Source organism: Nocardia sp. NPDC004582, from assembly GCF_053602115.1.
Genome location: NZ_JBSGCY010000073.1, coordinates 16,511 through 33,692, shown reverse-complemented (window position 1 = coordinate 33,692; position 17,182 = coordinate 16,511). Strand labels below are relative to the sequence as shown.

Here is a 17,182-nt window from a genome sequence, read left to right as displayed (position 1 = left end):
GCGGAGCTGGTCGAGCTTGCCGGTGGCCGGCAGCGCACGCTGCGGCGGGCGTCGACGGCGCTGGAGGCGGCTTTCGCGGCGTTGCCGGGGGAGCTGGTGTCCGATGATCTGACCGCATTGGCCCAGCTCGTCGCCCATCGCGATCGCTGATCCGGCCTCGCCCGTACGGGAGGGCTGAAAAAACAAGGTACGTGTAACCGGCGGTTACACGTACCTTGTTTTTGAGAAATATCTGATGAGGTACGCCGACTGTACCAGAGCCATCGACAATGTGGTGATGGCGAAGCCTTGTCTGCTGTTGCAGCTGCGACCCGAGCAAGCGGCCTCCGACCAGGAATACCAGGCGATCCTCGACGCGGGTGGCCTCGCGCCGGGGGAGGTGACGCGGATCGAGATGAATCGCGGCATGCCCGATGTCGACCTCGACGACTACTGGGCCGTCATCGTCGGCGGCGGGCCCAGCAATATCAGCTACCCCGACGACCACAAGTACGACTACCAGCGGGTCTTCGAACCCGAACTGAGGAAGCTGCTCATCGAGGTGGTGCGGCGCGACTTCCCCTACCTGGGCGCCTGCTACGGCCTGGGCGCGCTGGCCGAGGCCCTGGGCGGGCAGGTGGGCACCGAACGCTATTCCGAACCGCCCGGAGCGACCACCATCGAACTGACCGGCGACGCCGCCGAGGATCCACTGCTGCACGGTCTGCCCGACGCCTTCCGCGCCTTCGTCGGGCACAAGGAGTCCTGCCAGGACGTCCCACCCGGCGCGACCCTGCTGGCCCGCTCGGCCGGCTGCCCGGTCCAGGCGGTCCGCGTCGGCGAGCACGTGTACGCCACCCAGTTCCACCCCGAACTCGACGGCCGGGGTCTGGCCCTGCGCATCGAAATCTACCGCCACGACGGCTATTTCGATCCCGCCGAGGCCGACTACCTCACCGAGCTCGGCCACCGTGAGCACATCACCGTGCCCCAGGAGATCCTGCGCCGCTTCGTCGCCCGCTACCGCGAGTGAGCGATCAACGCTGTTCGCGCACCCGGGACCGGATCCGGCAGGGCACGGGTCCGACCGGGTGCAATACGAGATCGGTGGTGAGCCTGATGTCGCCCGGGGGCGTGGTGAATTCGAAATCGCGGACGAGGGTCGCGACCGCGAGCGCCGCCTCGAGCATGGCGAAACGTTCTCCGATACAGCCGCGCGGGCCGTGGCCGAAGGGGAGCCAGGCGAACCGGTGCCGGTCCGCGTCGTTGCCCGGGGCGAATCGGTGCGGGTCGAACCGGAACGGGTCCGGCCACAGGTCGGCGCGGTGGTGGATCACCCACGGGGCGATGGTGACGTCGGAATGCGCGGGGATGCGGTAGCCGCAGATCTCGCTGTCGCGCATCGCGACCCGGGACAGGTAGGGCGCGGGCGGATAGAGACGGGCGGCCTCCTTCAGGACCATGGTGGTCTCGCCGAGCGCGGCGAGGTCGGCGCTGGTGGGCGCTGCCGTCGGCAGGTGCTGGTCGACCTCCCGGCGGACCCGGTCCTGGATCTCGGTGTCACGGCCCAGCAGGTACAGCGCGAACGTCACGACGGTGGCGGTGGTGTCGTGGCCGGCGAACAGGAAGATCTTGATCTGATCCCGGATCTCGCTGTCGGACAGTGCTTCCGAGCCGTCGCGGGCCGAGATCAACCGGCCGGTCAGGTCCTGGCCCGGGTCGGCGGCCGCGCGGCGCGCGGCGATGATGTCGTCGCACACCGCGCGAATATCGGCCTGGGCGTGGGCGATCCGCCGATTCGCGGGTGTCGGCCAGGTCAGCGGCGTCGGGTAGGGTACGGAGAATCGGCGCAACGCGGCGCGGCCCAGTATCGGGAAATCGGCTCGGACCAGCGGCAGCATCCGTTCGGCGTCCGCGCCGAACAGCACCGCCGCGACGATGCGCAGGGTCAGCCGGACCATCTCCGCGTGCAGGTCGACCACCTCGTCATCGGGTCGCGCCCGCCACTCGGCGGCGAGCGCCTCCACCTCGCGGGCCATCGCGGCGGCGTACCCGTCCACACTGCGGGTGATGAACAACGGCTGGATGAATCGCCGTTGCCGCAGCCACCTCTCGTCCTGGCTGGTGAGCAGGCCGTCACCGTACAGGTCGCGCAGCTGACCGAAGAAACGACTGTCCTTGCGATAGTCGCGGTAGGTGGCCGCACCGAGGACCTGGGCGGCCCCGTCGGGGTGGTTGACCACGAAGTTGTGCCGCCGCGGCCCGATCGGCGCGAAGTCGTAGCGCACCACGTCCCCGCACTCCTCGAAGCCACGCAAGCCCAGCCCGAGCGGGTCGCGCAGCATGTCGAGGGTGGATCCGAGCAGCCACGAGCCCGCGACGCGCGGCGGCTCACGCAACTGGATATCGGTCATGTCGTCCCCCCACTTCCTCCGGTTCGCTCCAGCAGAGCACGGGGCACGGCGGCCGGGCATCATGCGAACGGATTAGGCCGGAAAACTCGGTGACAGCGACCGCGCGGGAGGGTCAGACTCGATACATGGCGCACGAGCCCGGCGGGCTCGAGACGTTCTCGGGCCTGGTCGCCTCCATCTACGGTTCCGCGGTGGAGCCGTCGACGTGGCCTGCGACGCTGCACGAGATGATCGGCGTGTTCGGGGCCTACGCGGCGGTGGTCGTGCAGACGACGGGACGCGACCGCGAGATCATCCTGGGGGTCGGGCTCGACCCCCAGGCCGCCGTGCGATGGAACGAGTACTACCGCGCGCTGGACCCGGTCGCCGAACTCATCGAGCGCAGTCCGGCCGGGACGGTCGGGCGGGTGGTCGAAGCGATCACCGCGACCGAACGGTCCCGCAGCGAGTTCTTCGTCGACTGGGCGAAACCGACCGGTGTCCGCGACGCCGTGTTCGCCCGCTTCTCCGACCGCGCCGACGGACCGACCTGGCTGTGCCTGTCGTCGGAATCGACGCACCGATACGACCAGCCGTGGCCGACGGAGCTGGTACGGCAATTGGTTCCGCATCTGCGGGCGGCGGCCGGGATCGAGCGCATGGTGTCGGAGCAGCCACGCGGACTGCGGCTCACCACCGACATCCTCGAGCACCTCGACCGGGGCGGGCTGCTGATCGACGAGCGCGGGCTGATCCTGCACATGAACTCGGCGGCGCGCGCGATCCTGGCGCGCCGCGACGGGCTGTCGGTGGACGGACTGGGCGAATTGAGCGCCGCCGCGCCGGGGGCGCGGACGGCCTTGCGGGCCCTCATCGTGCGCGCCTGCGGCCGGGACCACGGCGTTCCCGCCGCCGGGAGCCTGCGAATCGCCGGTCTCGCGGCGGGGCGGCACTACGTGCTGCACGCGGTGCCGATTCGGCTGGGCGACAGTCCATTTCAGCATCCCCGATTGGCGCTGGTGACGATCGTGGATCCGGAGGAGAGCCTGCGGCGGTCGCCGGCGGAGATCTGGCGGATGCTCTACGGATTCACCCCGCGCGAGGCGGCCATCGCCGAAGGGGTGCTGCGCGGGGAGGGGCTGCAGGCGGTGGCCGATGATCTGGCGGTCACGCTGCCCACGGTGCGGGTGCACCTGCAGCACATCTTCCAGAAGACCGGCACCCACCGTCAGGCCGAGCTCACCCGGCTGCTGCTCGCGACCGCACCGATCTTCACCGAATCCTGACCCGACTGCCCGCGGCGGGTCACGATCGCGGCGGCGACCAGGAGCGCCCAGGTGAGCCAGATGTAGGCGTTGTGGGCGACGAGGGCGAACGGGCCCGGGTCGCCGAGGCGGAGAACGCTTTCGGAGGGCAGACCGAGGACCGGCAGGATGCCGCCCGAGCAGAGCAGGAATACCACGACCAGGCCCGAGACCGTCAGGGCCGAACGGTGACGGAGGAGGGCGAGATCGACCGCGCAGATCAGCAGCGGTGCGAGCCAGACCCAGTGGTGGATCCAGGTGTAGGGGGAGACCGCGGCGGCGGTCATGCCGCACAGGGTCACGGCGAGCAGTTCGCGGCCGGTCGCGGAGAGGCGTCGGGCCACCACCAGACAGACCAGGGCGGTGGCGAGCGCCGCTGCGGGCCAGAGCAATTGCGCGAGGCCGCCGGAACCGAAGGAGCGGGCGAGCAGGCCGCGCAGGGACTCGTTGTCGGGGTTGCCGGGGACGCCGACGCGGGCCGGGTCGGCGAACGCGCCGCTCCAGAAGGTGAGGGAATCCTTCGGCATGACAGCCAGACCGATCAGCAGGGTCGCGGCACACGCGCCCGCCGCGGTGGCGGCCGCGCGGAAGCGCCCGGTCACCAGGAGGTAGAGGATGAAGAAGGCGGGCGTCAGCTTGATTCCGGCGGCGATGCCGGTCAGCGCGCCCTTCCAGCGGGAGGAGTCGGGCAGGGCCAGATCGGCCAGGACCAGCAGCAGGAGCAGCAGGTTGACCTGGCCGATGCCGATGGTTTGCCGGGTCGGCTCACACCACAGCAGCAGCGCGGTGGCCGCGGGGACGACGATCAGCAGCCGGCGGTCGCGCCGGAAACCCAGCAGCGCCAGGGCGGCCCACACCGATGCGGCGAGCAGCGCGATATTGCCGAATGCGCCGGCGACGCCGAGCGCCGAGCCGTGCAACACCACCAGCGGCACGAACAGCAGCGCCGCGAACGGGGTGTAGACGAATTCCCACTCGCCGCGCGTGTGCCCGCGCAAGGGGCTGTCGTACACCGAAACCCCGTGCACCACACGGTCGGCCGCGACCCGATAGACGTCGAGATCGTCCAGCGGGAACATCGCGCGCGGCGCCGGCAGGGCTTGGACCAGGTACAGGGCGGCGGCCACTACGCCCAGCGTTCCGATCAGCCACACCATGGGCGACGGTACCGACCGCCCGGGTGGTGCGGTGAGTTGCACGGAGGCAGCGACGCCTCTCGTCGGAACGGACATGCGGACTCCCATGATGGATCGGGCTGGTGTGTGCCGACCCACCGTAGTGGCGATTCAGTTGTCACGCACAGCGATCAACCCCGGGATGACACCCAGATAGGCGACGCCATCAGGACCGATGGTGATTCCGGCGTAGTTGTTGTTGAAGCCGGGACCGGTTCCGGCGAGGTGTTTCCAGACCGTCGCCCCGGTGCGGAAATCCAGCGCGGTGAAGTACCAGGGGTCGCTGGGTTCGGTGCCCTTGGTGTAGGTGTAGATCAGTCCGGTCGCCAGCGAGAGCTTGGGCACCACGGTGGGCGCGGCCTCGGTGGTATTGGCCCAGACCTGGTGGCAGCCCATTCCGCCGGGGTCGATGTCGATACGGGCGAAACCGGGGGTGGTGGTCTTTCCGAGCAGTGTGGCCTCGGGTCCGGTGTAGCCGTAGTTGTTCTCGACGATCAACGAGTCGCCCGCGCTGATCAAGGAATTCTCGGTGTCACTGGCGCCCGCGCCGAACACCGGGACCGCGCACACCTGCCGCCGCGCGGCTCCGGGTGCGGTGCGGTAGACGACGACATTCATCGGATCGGCGTTGTCGGTGATGGCGACATAGCCGCCGGACAGAATGGTCGGCGTGGTGCCGGTGCCGTCGTCGACCTGGCCCGGTTTGCGTTGCCCGCTATTGGCGTAGGTGATGCGCCAGGTGATGGCGGGTGCGCCGTCGGGACCGGCGTCGAAGCGGAGCAGTTCGCGGTTGGTGGCGATGTAGACGTCACCATCGGTCCCCACCGCGAAGGAGTTCTCGATCTCACCGTTACCGCCGTCGCCGAGCCGGATCACCTGTGCCGCACCGGTGTTCAGGTCCAGGGTGCCGACCACGCCGTCGGTGCGGGCCACGAACCACAGCAGCCCTGCGCTGTCGGGCAGCGCCGAGTTGAACGTCTCGCCGGGCCGCAGCAGTCCGGTCAGGTCGTGGTCGTGTACGACGGTGAAGCCGTCACCGGCGCCGTTCTCGGCGAACACGCGGATGTGGCCGTCGCGGGACGCGACCACGGCGCGATCCTGCTCGTCGAGGTAGAAGTACGCGCCGCCGGTGAAGTTGCCGAACGCGCCCGGGCGCAGGAAGGCCCCCGGGTCGCCGGGAAGCGGGCTGCGGCCCAGCACATTCAGGGTGACCGGATCCAGCAGGTACAGCGCGGGGGACGGCCCGATGCAGGTCGTGACGATCCGTCCGGCATGGTCGAAGGTGAGCGATCCGCACTCGCCGCCGACGACCGACGACACCACGCGAATATCGTGGCCGAGCGGTCCGGGACGGGTCGTGGTGTTGCTCATCCAGCCGTCGTCGTGGATGCCGGAACTGCCGTTGGGGGCGAGGTAGGGGTGTTGCGGAACCGGCGGAAGATCGGTGATCGGTTGTGCGACGGCCGGATTGCCGATGAACACCGGCGGCGCGCCGGGCACCGCCGGGATGGGCAGGGCGGCTGCGGTCGCGGCCACCGCGGCGAACAGGGTGGCGGCGGCGCCGATGACGCCGCCCCGTGCACTATTTCGCACCGATGCCGTCCCGCAGGAAGTCGGCGAGCTGCTCCCCGAAGGGTTTCGCGGTCTGGGTGAAGTAATCGTTCCATCCGTCCTGCTCGGCCTGCCGCAGGTAGGAGGGTAGCGGTTGCCGCAGCTCGGTTCGCACGGCCTCGTCGTGCAGTCGGCTCATGGTGTCGCGCAGGGCGCCGCCGATGGCGGCGGTGTTGTCGAGCTCGAGCCGGCCGTCGCCGGTGGAGTAGTCGTAGAGCTCGTACTCCTCCTGTAGTGCCGGGTCGATGCGCGAGGTGCCGGGAGCCCAATGCGAGTAGCGGACGAATTTGGCGTCGGCGGTGCGCAGCGCGATCACGTGTCCCGGTGCGTCGCCGTTGAATCGGACCGCGGCCTCCTCGATGGAGTGCTCGTCGGTGGTGTGCAGGATCCACGGCCGCCCGGGCGCGCGCGGATCGCGGGCCACCGCGGCGATATCGTGCCGCCCGGCCAGATGCGCGTAGCGCTCGTCGGCGCGCCAGCCGGAGCCGCCGGTGCCGATGGTCAGCAGCAGGGCGGCGAGATCGACGCTGGAGGTGAGGTGTTCGCGCACGCCGGGGGACGGAGTCAGCAGCCCGCGCGGGTCGTGGATGTAGAGCGGTACCCGGATGGCCTCGTCGTAGGCGCCGCCGCCCTTGCCGTGCAGGCCGTGGGAGCCCGCGTAGTCGCCGTGGTCGGAGGTGAACACCACGACGGTGTTCGCGGCGACCTCGGGCCGGGCCTCGACCGCGGCGATGACGCGGCCGATCTGGGTGTCGACCTGCTGCTGGAACCACAGGTAGAGGTTGCGCAGCTCGATCCACTCCTGGTCGGCGCCGGGCGTGCCGTAGGGTGCCAGCCCGAAGGTCGCCGCCGACACCTCGACCAGCGCCAGCTGCAGTCGTGGCTTGCGGGAGAGCTGCTCGAGGGTCTCGAAGTTGCCGGGCAGATCGTTGATCCAGCGCGGAATATCGTTGTTGGCCAGCGTGCGTCGCGTCCAGCGCGGCCACCACTGGATGTCGTGCGGATTGACCAGCGACACCGTCGTGCACCACGGACCTTGCGCCGCATCGGTTTCGAACCATCGCACGAATTCGTCGACGATGCGGCCGTCCATCTGCAGGCCCTGTTCGGGCGCGCCGTTGGGGGAGGGGTAGGTGCCGCCGTCGAAGCCGTAGCGGTCCAGGCCGCCGGGGGTGGTGTCGGCGTAGTGGCCCAGGTGCCATTTGCCCCACCAGGCGGTGCGGTAGCCCTGCTCGCGCAGCATCGAACCCCAGGTGGGGAAGCCCGCCGCCAGCTCCGACTGCGAGGTCGACAAGCAGCCGGTCTGGTGGGCGTACAGGCCCGTCACCAGGGCGCCGCGGGAGGGGGTGCAGTCGTTGGCGGCGGTGTAGTGCTGTTCGAAGGAGACCGACTTGTTCCGCAGCGCGGCGATATTCGGCAGGATCGTGTCCAGGACGGACTGCTCGGGGAACCAGATCGGGGCCCGCATCTCGTCGACGATGACGACCAGGATGTTCGGCTTGCCCGGCTCGTTGTCCCGGCGGCCCGGATCCGCGGCGGCCGGGCCCGCGGCCGCGACCGCGGCGGCCGTCGCTCCCGCCATCGCGCCGGTGCCGAAAAAGCCTCGCCTGCTGATCATTCGGTTGCTCCTGTCCGCGATGCGTGCATACCGCCGACCCTAAATCTATTTGCACGATGAGTGCAACAATTAAGGTCGCTGTGTAGGGTTGACCATGATGGACGGACGGACCGCACGAGCGGCGAAGAACCGCCAGGCGGTCCTCGAGGCCGCGCTGGCGCTGATCGACGAGGGCAACCTGCAACCGACCGCGCAGGCGGTCGCCGAACGGGCGGGCGTCGCGACGCGGTCGGTCTACCACCACTTCCAGGACCTGGAGACGCTGTATCTCGATGCGGCGCAGACCCAGATCGCCCGGCACTGGATCGCTCTTCTCGAACCGGTGACCGGCGATCTGAACCAGCGCATCGACGCCCTGGTGGCCCTGCGCTCCGAACTCTTCGAGAACGTCACCGGCACCCGCCGGGCCGCGCTGCTGCGCGAACACGAGTCCGTGGTTCTCTCGGAACGACTGGACGAGAGCCGCGCCGCCCTGCGCGCCCACCTCCGCACTCACCTACCCGAGCTCGACGCCCTCGAACCCGACTCCCGCGAGGCCGTTTTCGCGATGTGCTCATGGGAGACCTGGGACGTCCTGCGCCGCCATCAGTCCCTTCCCGTCGAGGCCGCCCGCGCGGCCGTGACCGCGGTCCTGACCCGCATGCTCACCTGACCCGCATGCTCACCTGAGTCGCATCCGGCGCTCCCTCGCTTCGATCGGTCGAAGCCGCTGCGATGCAACGGCTTCGGCCGTCCCCTCGGATCGAAGCGTGGTCACCGTGCGTGCGCGGTGGCCTTCGCGGCGGGGTGGGGTGCGCCCACCAGGGTCGCCGGGTAGAGCGTCTGGGCGAACTTCCGGTCCTGGGCGTCGATATCGAGGCCGCCGGGGACGGGTTTGCCGTCGCGCATGATCGAGCCCGGCAGCTGGTAGCACATGATCGACACGGTGTCGGTCGGCGTGGCGATGAGGCTGACGTCCTCGAGCGGGGTCAGGACCTGGGCGCGGGTGGTGTCCGGGCTCCAGCCGTCGGCCTCCTGGAAGTAGCGGATCGCCTTCTGGGGGTCGATGTTGTCGACGACCTCGCGGCGCAGGTGCTCGTGCGGGAAGCCCAGGGTATGGCCGGTCTCGTGGCGGACGACGCGCTTGTACTCGCTCTCGGGGGTGTCCATGGAGAAGGAGTCCAGGTTCATGGTCGGCTGGTCGGCCGCGATGTGCAGGATGTCGGTGCCCAGATACGACCAGTAGCCGTCGCCGGGGGTGCGCGCGATCCGCACTTCGGCGTCCTTGCCGCGGCTTTCGGAGAACTTGATGTTCGCCCCCGGCGACCACGCGTTCATATGGCTGACGATGCGCTGTTTGAGGTCGGCGTCGTCGGTGTCGAGGAAGCGGACGGCCAGCTGGACGCCGCCGCTGCGCCAGTACTTGGTGGTGAGGGCGGAGATGAACTCCTTGTTCACTGTCCCCGGCGCGACCAATCCGGTCACCGGGCGCAGGTACGGGCGGTTCGCGGGATTGATCTCCACGGCCGTCCTCGCGGCCGCGAACAGGGTCTCGCCGGGCAGGCTGCGCGGCGTGCACACGATGATGGCGTCTCCGGTGGGCATGTCTTTCACTCCTGATGGTGATTCGTTGCGGTGAGAGTGACCTCGGTCCAGAGGTCACCGTGCACGGCCAGGCGACCGGGCACGGCCTCGGGCGGCTGGTCCGCTCGGACCACCGTGTGATGGTGCTGCTCGAGCGATTCGATCAGCGACTTCTTGGGTATGGTCTTCACCCATCGCCGCACCGGCCCGAACGGAACCATCGCATAACCCGATGTCTGCCAATCCTTTTCGACGAATCGGCGAGGAGTGGCATTGTGCGACCCGTGATGGCCGACCTTGTACAGGGCCAGGTCGGTCAGCAGATCGGCATTGCGCGCGTCGGAGAACACGTACTCCCACGCGCCCTGCTGCGCGTCCCCCGGGAACAGCAGCCGCGTCCCGGACACGTCGAGGACGAAGAAGACACTGGTGTTGTTCACGGCGTTCTCCAGAATCGCCGCGGCGCGCAGCAATCGGTCGTCATCGTGCACCAGATTCTCCAGCGCCAGATCCGTTTTCGCCTCCGGAAGCCGGCCCGGCAGCGGACCGGAGGTGATGTAGCGGGTGTGGAACAGCGGCGTGAGCGGCCCGGCGGCGGCGTCGCCCGCCCGGACCAGCGGCCACGACTGCTGGGCGGGCGGATCCATGCGTTTGAGGAACGTGATGTCGCGGGAAGGCCCGAGAATGTGGGCGACCACGCCGACGCGGTCCACGGCGATCCGGTTCTCGGCCTCGGTGCGGCTGGGCAGGAACCGAACCCGGTGCGGGGCGGCGAACCCGCGCTGATCGCGGCCCAGCAGGCGATCGGTCGCGGCCGCGTTGCCCTGCGCGTTGAGCGCGAACATGCGGGCCTGCTCGACACCGGCGACCGAGTGGCCGTCGAGCTCGGCGACACGACGCTCGCTCAACGCCAACAGGCCGTTGGCGGCCTCAGCCTGACCGCCGCGAATACGGCGCGCGTCCGCGTCGTCGGGGTCCTCGACGAACGGCACCCACACCTCGTCCACCAGCACCTGTTCCCATTCCTCGCAGGCGAATCCGGTGATGTGGTCAGCGTGGTGGTGGGTGGCGACCACGACATCGAGGTGCGGGCGGTGGTCGGGGGCGGCCTCGGTGAGGTCGGCGATGATCGCGCGCACCGAGTCGCGGATCGGGCGGGCCCGGCCCTGACTGTGCACACCGCAGTCGACCAGCATCCGCCAGGTGTCCTCGCCGCGGCGGACCGTCACGGTGAAGGCGTCACCGAAGCCCACGTTGTACATGCGGACCGAAATCGTTGCCGGGGCGTCCATCTCGCATCTACTCCCCGGTGTCGGAATGGATCGTGGCGAAGCCGAGACGGTGGATCGCGTGCTCGGCCGTGAAGGCGCTCAACGGGTCGGCGGCCTCCAGGGACTCGAACCATTGGGTCATTTCGGCGAGCCGCTGCTTCCCGGCTTCGTGGAAATCTCGGGCATTGTCGTCGGTGGCCAGGGTCGGATCGCTGAGCGGCAGTGGCTTCGCGATGATGTATTCGACGCTGCCGTCCGCCCGGACGACCAGGGCGGTGCCCGCGCGAATCGCCGGTGGCTTGAACTGTTTCGGATCCTCGAGATCGGTGCGCCGCTGCAGCAGCTGAATGGCCAGTTCGGGGCGCGGCAACCGATCGCCCGCCTGCCGGTAGGACACGTGGATGCCCTCGCAGCTGATCGGCAGCTTCGGATCGAGTCCGACTTGCAGGGCGTTCACGCGCGCCCACGCGGTGATGCCGATGGCGACCTCACGGAAGACCGAACTCGTCGTCGGGAGTTCCAGGGCGCGGGGACTGCCATTGCCGTCGGGGACCGGCGGTGTGCGCAATTCGCCCGCGGCGCCGCCCGGGTCCAGATCCCGGGAGGCCGACAGGATGACCTTGGACAGGTCCACCGCGTGCTTGCCCTCGCTGAGTTTCAGGCCGTTCTCGGGCTGATGCCAGACCAGGGCTTCATCGGTCAGCGAGGCGACACTGGTCGGCCAGATGCCGCGCCGGCGCAGCGCCTCCACCAGCGTGGCGCGCAGATGCCGGCGATCCTCGGGGTAGAGGCCGCGGTCGGCGGTGACGATGGCGCGCACCACATCGCCGAAGCGGACATCCACCACCGGCAGATAGTCGAAGGCGCGCACCACCATTCCGAGCAGGCGATCCGCGGTCTTGACCGCCTCGTCGGCGATCCGGGACACCAGGTCCGGATGCAGATGGCCGGGCGGCAGCACGCCGGTGCCGCCGGTCGCGATGCGCAGCAGGTCCGCGATCGCGCTCTGATAGGCGTCGAGGAAGGCGTCGAAGACCGCGGCCACGAAGCACGCGCCCAACTCGTGCGGCTCCCGCGCCGCCAGAAACTGAGCGGGGGTGCGGTCCGGGCTGCGGATCGCCGAACGCAGGGCCGCGCCGCGGCCGGTGGACTCGCCGAACTCCCGTGCCAGATCCAGCAGGCCGCCACTCTTGCCGAGCTCGCCCGAGGTCTTCGTGATCGCGTCGAGGACCACGTCGCGGTGGGTGAAATGCTGGAACAACGCCATCAGATCGGCGACGGCCTCGTGCCAGGCGAACACGTCCCGATGCGTGGATTCGCTGTAGAGGCGGCGGATTCGGTGCACGATCGCGTGGGTCACCTCGTGCGCGACGATATCGCTCGACAGACACGTGAAGATGATCTGGCTGGGCAGATTCGCGCCCGGATTCTCGGCGTCGGCCCGGTAGTAGCCGAACAGGACCGCGCGGCGCTTCGGATCGAAATAGGCGTTCTGGCCCTCGAAGGCATGCGGCACCAGGCGCAGCACCTGCTCACGATGCCAGCGGAAACGGCGGCCCATGAAGCGCTCGAATCGTTCCAGCACACTCATCGCGACGGCGTAGACGATCTGTTGATGGGCGCGCGGATCGCTCTCGGTCGGGCGAATTCCGTCCTGCGCCAAGAGGTACGGGTTGTCGAGGTCGATCGGCGCGTACCACTTGTCGCGGCTGGCGTCGTAGTCGATGACCTGCACCAGTCCGCCGTCCGGGCCTGGGCCCTTGAACTTCTCGAACGGGATGTCCAAGGTGAGGAAGCGGCCGGTCAGGCGCGTCGACATGGGGTCGAAGGCGAAGGTCCGCAAGCGGCGGCGCGCGGGCGGGCAGATGCCGCCCATGCTGTAGGCGACTACAGGTGTGGTTTCGTCCATTGCTCGTCCTCCCACCGGACCGCGCGCGGGATTCGCTTGCCGTAGTTCGTATTCGTCTCGCACCGGGTCCGCACGCTCGCGTGCAGCAGGGCTTCGGCGGGGATGCGGCGGTGGCGGTAGGTGAGCAGCGCCCAGATCCAGCCCATGCGGTGCACCAGGCCGCTCGCATGGCTCTCGGTCAGGGCGCAGACATCGCGGTAGGCCCTGGGCTGCACGGTCAATCCGGCCTCGATCGCGCCGTCGGTGATCCATTTCAGCGCGATCTCGGCCAGGCGCGGATCGTCTTCGAAGGTGCCGCCGACATCGGAATGGACACCGGCGAACCACGCCTCCGTCAGAACGGGCCGCTCACCTTTCGGCTCAACCAGATATTGCTCGTACGGGCGTCGCTTCTCATCGATGGACACGGCATGCCGGACGCGTTCGACATTCGGGATCTGCCGGGTGAACGGCCAGTGCAGATTCCAGCGGAACAACCCGGCCGCCTTCACCGTGTCCCAGACCCCCAGATACTCGATGGGAATCGAGAATTCGCCCTCGGGAGTCTTCGAACAGAAAGAGCGGGCATAGCGGCGCAGTTCCGGCCAATCCGTCGTCTTGCGGGTGTAGGCGCTGACCACATACTGGACGAGATTCTCGCTGCCGGGCCGCAGCAGACCGGGCTCGTGCAGCAGCCCGGCCAGGGCCCGCGCGGTGTAGGCGCCCCGGCTGAAACCGAAGACGAACACCCGGTCGCCCGGCTGCCAATGCTCGATCAGATAGGTATAGGCCTCAGCGAGATTCGAGCGCAGACCGCTGCCCACGGCCAGCCCGAGCACGCGCGACAACCACCGCGCCGGCGGCGACCACGCACCCCGGGCACTGAAGGTGCCGACGCCCGGATCGTAGAACGCGATCTGTGCGGTGGAATCGCTCAGATCGAGCATCTCGAAGAGCCGCACGACATTGGTGCTGCCGCGGGCCCGCAGTTGATTACCTGTCCCATCGAGACAGAGGACGATGTTCTTCGCCGCCGATCCGGTAAACACCCATCGAGTGTCGCGCCGGAGAATCGCCAAGTATCGAGTAGTGCCTTACTCGAATTCCGGTAAACGGAGGGGTCGACTACTGAATTCGGGTACCCCAAGTGCTCACCATCGTCCCGTGGAACGTGCGCCGGTTGTGCTCACTGACGGTCGAGCGCGGTGCCGATGCACGGTAGTCGGGCACGGCGGTGAAGGTCGCGAATGTGGTGAGGGCCTGCACCGGCGGTGACACGGGGCAACTCGGTCCGTCGCGAATTGTGGTGAAAACCAACCGGTTTCGCTGATTGCAGTCATGACGCCACGCTCATCTGATGCCCGGCACTAGACTTGGTCGAGCGGCAGTCGGCCGAGCTCGGTCGGGTACAGGCGGTAGCCTGGCGCACTGCTCCAGCCGGGTGGGAGGACCTCGCGATGGTGGAACCGGTCACTGTAGGCATCGCTGCCGCCGCGTTATTGGCTACGAAATTCGGTGAACGCTTCGCTACCGATGCGGGCGCGAGTGCCTGGAGCGCGATCAAGAACCTCAAGGAACTGATCGCCGCGAAGTTCAAGGGCGACAATGAAACCGAAACCGCGGTAGCGGCTCTGGCGAAGAGTCCGAATGAGGATGCACAGGCTGTCGTCGCGGCACGAATCAGTGAAGCGGCGCGAGTGGACGCCACCTTCAGGTACGAACTCGAGCGTCTACTGGCCCTCGCCCGACAGGATCCGGCGACCGACACGTTCGTGGCACAGGCGTTCGATAATGCCAAGCAGGTCAATTTCCGTGGTGACAACCTCGGACAGATCAACCTCTGATCTGTCGTGTCCCAGTTCCAGCCCGGCGCGGAAGGCAGCTCGCGACAGGCGAACATCGCGGGGAACAACTACGGACCGATCTACCTGCAGCAGGCACCTTCGCCGCCACAATCCGTTGTCACCGACACCTTGCCACGGGATGTTCCCACGCTCGTCGACCGCCAGGAAGCGCTACGTCAAATCCTGTCAGCCGCCGAGCCTGGACGATCGCCGACGGTCTACACCGTCGATGGCATGCCGGGTGTCGGTAAGACGGCGCTCGTCACCCATGCCGCGCATCAATTGGCCGACCGATTCCCGGATGGGCGGTACTTCGTCGAGTTGAGCACCCACACCCCGGGACAGCATCCTGCGAGCCCGATCGCGGTGTTGGCCGGCCTACTCACCAACCTCGGATTGGATCCGAGCAGGATTCCGGACAGCTTCGAGGATCGGCGCGACATGTGGCGCGATCGATCGGCCGGCAAGCGCCTGTTGCTGGTCTTGGATGACGCCAAAGACGCCGCTCAGGTCGAGCCTCTGCTACCCACCGGGCGTGCATGCCTCACACTGATCACCAGCCGCCGGCGCCTGGTCGCGCTCGACGGTGCGATTCCAATCTCTTTGGCGCCCCTGGAATCCGACGCCGCCGCACGATTGTTCTGCGAGTTGGCGCGGCGCCCCGAGTCTGCCGGTGAGCTGGCGGCCGCGCGGGAAATCGCGTGGCGCTGTGGGTATTTGCCCTTGGCGATCGTACTGCTGGCCGGCCGCCTGGCCCACCACCCGGCTTGGACGATCGCGGCGATGGCAGCAGAGTTCGCGACTACGCAGAATCGCCTAGGGGAACTCGAGGTGGGACAGCGGGCGGTGTACGTCGCGTTCACGATGTCGTATCAGAACCTGTCGCCGGACAGACAGCGCTTGTTCCGGCGGTTGAGCCTGAATCCTGGCCTGGACATCGATGCTCATGCCGTCGCCGCCCTCGACGATCTCCCGGTGAACGTCGCGCGGCGAGAGCTGGAGGCGCTCTACACCGATCACCTGATCGAGGAGACGACACCGGGTCGGTATCGGTTGCACGACCTGCTGCTCGAATACGCGGGCGCCTTGGCATCCAGCGAGCCGGTGGACGACAACCAGCGAGCCGTGCAACGGCTTCTGGACTACTACCAGCGCACCGCGGCGGCGGCGGAGGAGCATCTGGCGCGCAGGATCGGTCCGGCAGCACAGCCCACCGACCCGCCGCCGTCCAGGCTCATTCGCGATAGGGGTCGAGATTTCGTGAACTCAGCCCAGGCGGTGACCTGGATGCGTACCGAGCGCGCGAACTTGCTGGCCTGCCTGGAATACGTCACCGCTCGGGAGCCCATGCGGGTGATCGCGCTGACCAGATCACTGGCTCGGTTGCTGGATCGGGACGGGCCGTGGCCACTGGCCGTAGACCTGCATTCACGCGCTGTCTCCACGGCCCGGGATATCGCCGATCAGCCCGGTGAGGCCGAAGCTCTGGCCAACCTCGGCATCGTGCATCGCAGGACCGGGGACTACGTGAGATCGACCGACCTGATGCAGCAGGCGTTGGCCATCTATCGCGAACTCGGCGATCGAATCGGTGAAGCCAAGCTCCTCGACAATCTTGGCATCGTGCGCCGCCGAATCGGAGATCGTGCCGGGGCTGCCGATCTCTATCAGCAGGCGTTGGCCATCTATCGCGAACTCGGCGACCGCCGCGGCGAGGCCGGCGCCCTCACCTACCTCGGCATCGTGCGCTGGAGCAGCGGGGACCATGCCCAGGCCGCCGACCTGCACCAGCGGGCCTTAGCCATTTACCGCGAACTCGGTGACCGGCGCGGCGTGGCCGGTGCCATCGCCAGCCTCGGTACCGCGCGGTGGGCCAGCGGCGATTGCCCCGAGGTCGCGGATCTACACCTGAGGGCATTGGCCATATTCCGCGAGCTCGGCGACCGCCGCGGTGAAGCTCACGCCCTCACGAACCTCGGCTTCGTACGCTGTTGGCACGCAGGCGATTACGCCGGGGCCACGGACTTGCACCAGCAGGCATTGGCGATCGACCGTGAGCTCGGCGACCGCCGCGGTGAAGCGATCGTCCTGACGCACCTCGGCGGCGTGCACACGAGATCCGGCGACCATGCCGTGGCCGTCGACCTGCATCGGCAGGCACTGGCCATCTACCACGAGCTCGGCGACCGCCGCGGTGAAGCGATCGTCCTCACCAACCTCGGCACGGCACACGCGAAAACCGGGGCCTATGCCGAGGCCGCCCAGCATTTCGGACAGGCACTGGCCCGGCATCGTGAACTCGCCGAGCGAAACGGCGAAGAAACCGTGCTCAGCGAGATCAGCCAAGCACTACGCGAGGCCGGCGACCTCCGGGCGACACTGTTCAACCACCTCGAACAGAACCAGGTGGAGGTCACCCCTCACCACGAAGCCAACCCGCCACAAGCTCGCCCCGGCGCACCATATCTGGCGATTCTGGAACCCTACCCACCCCCGCAATGATGTGATCGGAACATCCGGACGCGACCACCGCGCA

Annotated in this window: 13 protein-coding genes; 5 read left to right on the top strand and 8 right to left on the bottom strand. The window is 68.4% G+C overall.

The genetic code is table 11. From position 1 onward, the window contains the following. Positions 1 to 277: 277 nt before the first annotated feature. Positions 278 to 1,012: a glutamine amidotransferase gene (locus ACWELJ_RS20565; RefSeq protein ID WP_452367741.1), complete on the top strand. Its 735-nt coding sequence runs from the start codon at positions 278 to 280 to the stop codon at positions 1,010 to 1,012. A gap of 4 nt (positions 1,013 to 1,016) precedes the next feature. On the opposite strand, the gene ACWELJ_RS20560 is transcribed toward ACWELJ_RS20565, so the two are convergent. Next, entirely contained in the window at positions 1,017 to 2,393 is a 1,377-nt protein-coding gene (locus ACWELJ_RS20560) for a cytochrome P450 (RefSeq protein ID WP_452367740.1), read from the bottom strand. Positions 2,394 to 2,518: 125 nt separating this feature from the next. On the opposite strand from ACWELJ_RS20560, the gene ACWELJ_RS20555 reads away from it, so the two are divergent. Beyond that, positions 2,519 to 3,658: a helix-turn-helix transcriptional regulator gene (locus ACWELJ_RS20555; RefSeq protein ID WP_452367739.1), complete on the top strand. Its 1,140-nt coding sequence runs from the start codon at positions 2,519 to 2,521 to the stop codon at positions 3,656 to 3,658. On the opposite strand, the gene ACWELJ_RS20550 is transcribed toward ACWELJ_RS20555, so the two are convergent. The 3 genes from ACWELJ_RS20550 to ACWELJ_RS20540 form a co-directional block, all read right to left on the bottom strand. Continuing rightward, the gene (locus tag ACWELJ_RS20550) at positions 3,601 to 4,833 is read right to left on the bottom strand and encodes a glycosyltransferase 87 family protein (RefSeq protein WP_452367738.1); all 1,233 of its coding nucleotides are present in this window, start codon (positions 4,831 to 4,833) and stop codon (positions 3,601 to 3,603) included. The two genes, ACWELJ_RS20555 and ACWELJ_RS20550, sit on opposite strands and share 58 nt — an antisense overlap. 129 nt (positions 4,834 to 4,962) lie before the next feature. Beyond that, positions 4,963 to 6,444 (bottom strand): hypothetical protein, encoded by a 1,482-nt coding sequence (locus ACWELJ_RS20545; RefSeq protein WP_452367737.1) that lies wholly within the window; start codon positions 6,442 to 6,444, stop codon positions 4,963 to 4,965. Next, the gene (locus tag ACWELJ_RS20540) at positions 6,434 to 8,080 is read right to left on the bottom strand and encodes a sulfatase-like hydrolase/transferase (RefSeq protein WP_452367736.1); all 1,647 of its coding nucleotides are present in this window, start codon (positions 8,078 to 8,080) and stop codon (positions 6,434 to 6,436) included. Before ACWELJ_RS20540 ends, ACWELJ_RS20545 begins: the two co-directional genes overlap by 11 nt. A 97-nt stretch (positions 8,081 to 8,177) precedes the next feature. Here ACWELJ_RS20540 and ACWELJ_RS20535 point away from each other — a divergent pair, with 97 nt between their 5' ends. Further along, positions 8,178 to 8,732, top strand: a complete 555-nt coding sequence (locus tag ACWELJ_RS20535) for a TetR family transcriptional regulator (RefSeq protein WP_452367735.1) — start codon at positions 8,178 to 8,180, stop codon at positions 8,730 to 8,732. Positions 8,733 to 8,833: 101 nt separating this feature from the next. Here the strand turns inward: ACWELJ_RS20535 and ACWELJ_RS20530 are convergent, their stop codons facing one another. Genes ACWELJ_RS20530 through ACWELJ_RS20515 form a run of 4 tightly spaced genes read right to left on the bottom strand, consistent with a single transcriptional unit; the run spans position 8,834 to position 13,851 of the window. Further along, positions 8,834 to 9,664, bottom strand: a complete 831-nt coding sequence (locus ACWELJ_RS20530) for a M12 family metallopeptidase (RefSeq protein WP_452367734.1) — start codon at positions 9,662 to 9,664, stop codon at positions 8,834 to 8,836. Positions 9,665 to 9,669: 5 nt separating this feature from the next. Continuing rightward, the gene (locus tag ACWELJ_RS20525) at positions 9,670 to 10,935 is read right to left on the bottom strand and encodes a hypothetical protein (RefSeq protein WP_452367733.1); all 1,266 of its coding nucleotides are present in this window, start codon (positions 10,933 to 10,935) and stop codon (positions 9,670 to 9,672) included. Positions 10,936 to 10,942: 7 nt separating this feature from the next. After that, the gene (locus ACWELJ_RS20520; RefSeq protein WP_452367732.1) at positions 10,943 to 12,823 is read right to left on the bottom strand and encodes a hypothetical protein; all 1,881 of its coding nucleotides are present in this window, start codon (positions 12,821 to 12,823) and stop codon (positions 10,943 to 10,945) included. Then, positions 12,802 to 13,851: a DUF2235 domain-containing protein gene (locus tag ACWELJ_RS20515; protein WP_452367731.1), complete on the bottom strand. Its 1,050-nt coding sequence runs from the start codon at positions 13,849 to 13,851 to the stop codon at positions 12,802 to 12,804. Before ACWELJ_RS20515 ends, ACWELJ_RS20520 begins: the two co-directional genes overlap by 22 nt. 408 nt (positions 13,852 to 14,259) lie before the next feature. On the opposite strand from ACWELJ_RS20515, the gene ACWELJ_RS20510 reads away from it, so the two are divergent. Together ACWELJ_RS20510 and ACWELJ_RS20505 are read left to right on the top strand one after the other, a co-directional pair. After that, on the top strand, positions 14,260 to 14,646 hold the full coding sequence (locus tag ACWELJ_RS20510; RefSeq protein WP_452367730.1) for a hypothetical protein: 387 nt from the start codon (positions 14,260 to 14,262) through the stop codon (positions 14,644 to 14,646). Between the two features lie 6 nt (positions 14,647 to 14,652). Then, the gene (locus tag ACWELJ_RS20505) at positions 14,653 to 17,148 is read left to right on the top strand and encodes an ATP-binding protein (protein ID WP_452367729.1); all 2,496 of its coding nucleotides are present in this window, start codon (positions 14,653 to 14,655) and stop codon (positions 17,146 to 17,148) included. Positions 17,149 to 17,182 lie beyond the last annotated feature (34 nt).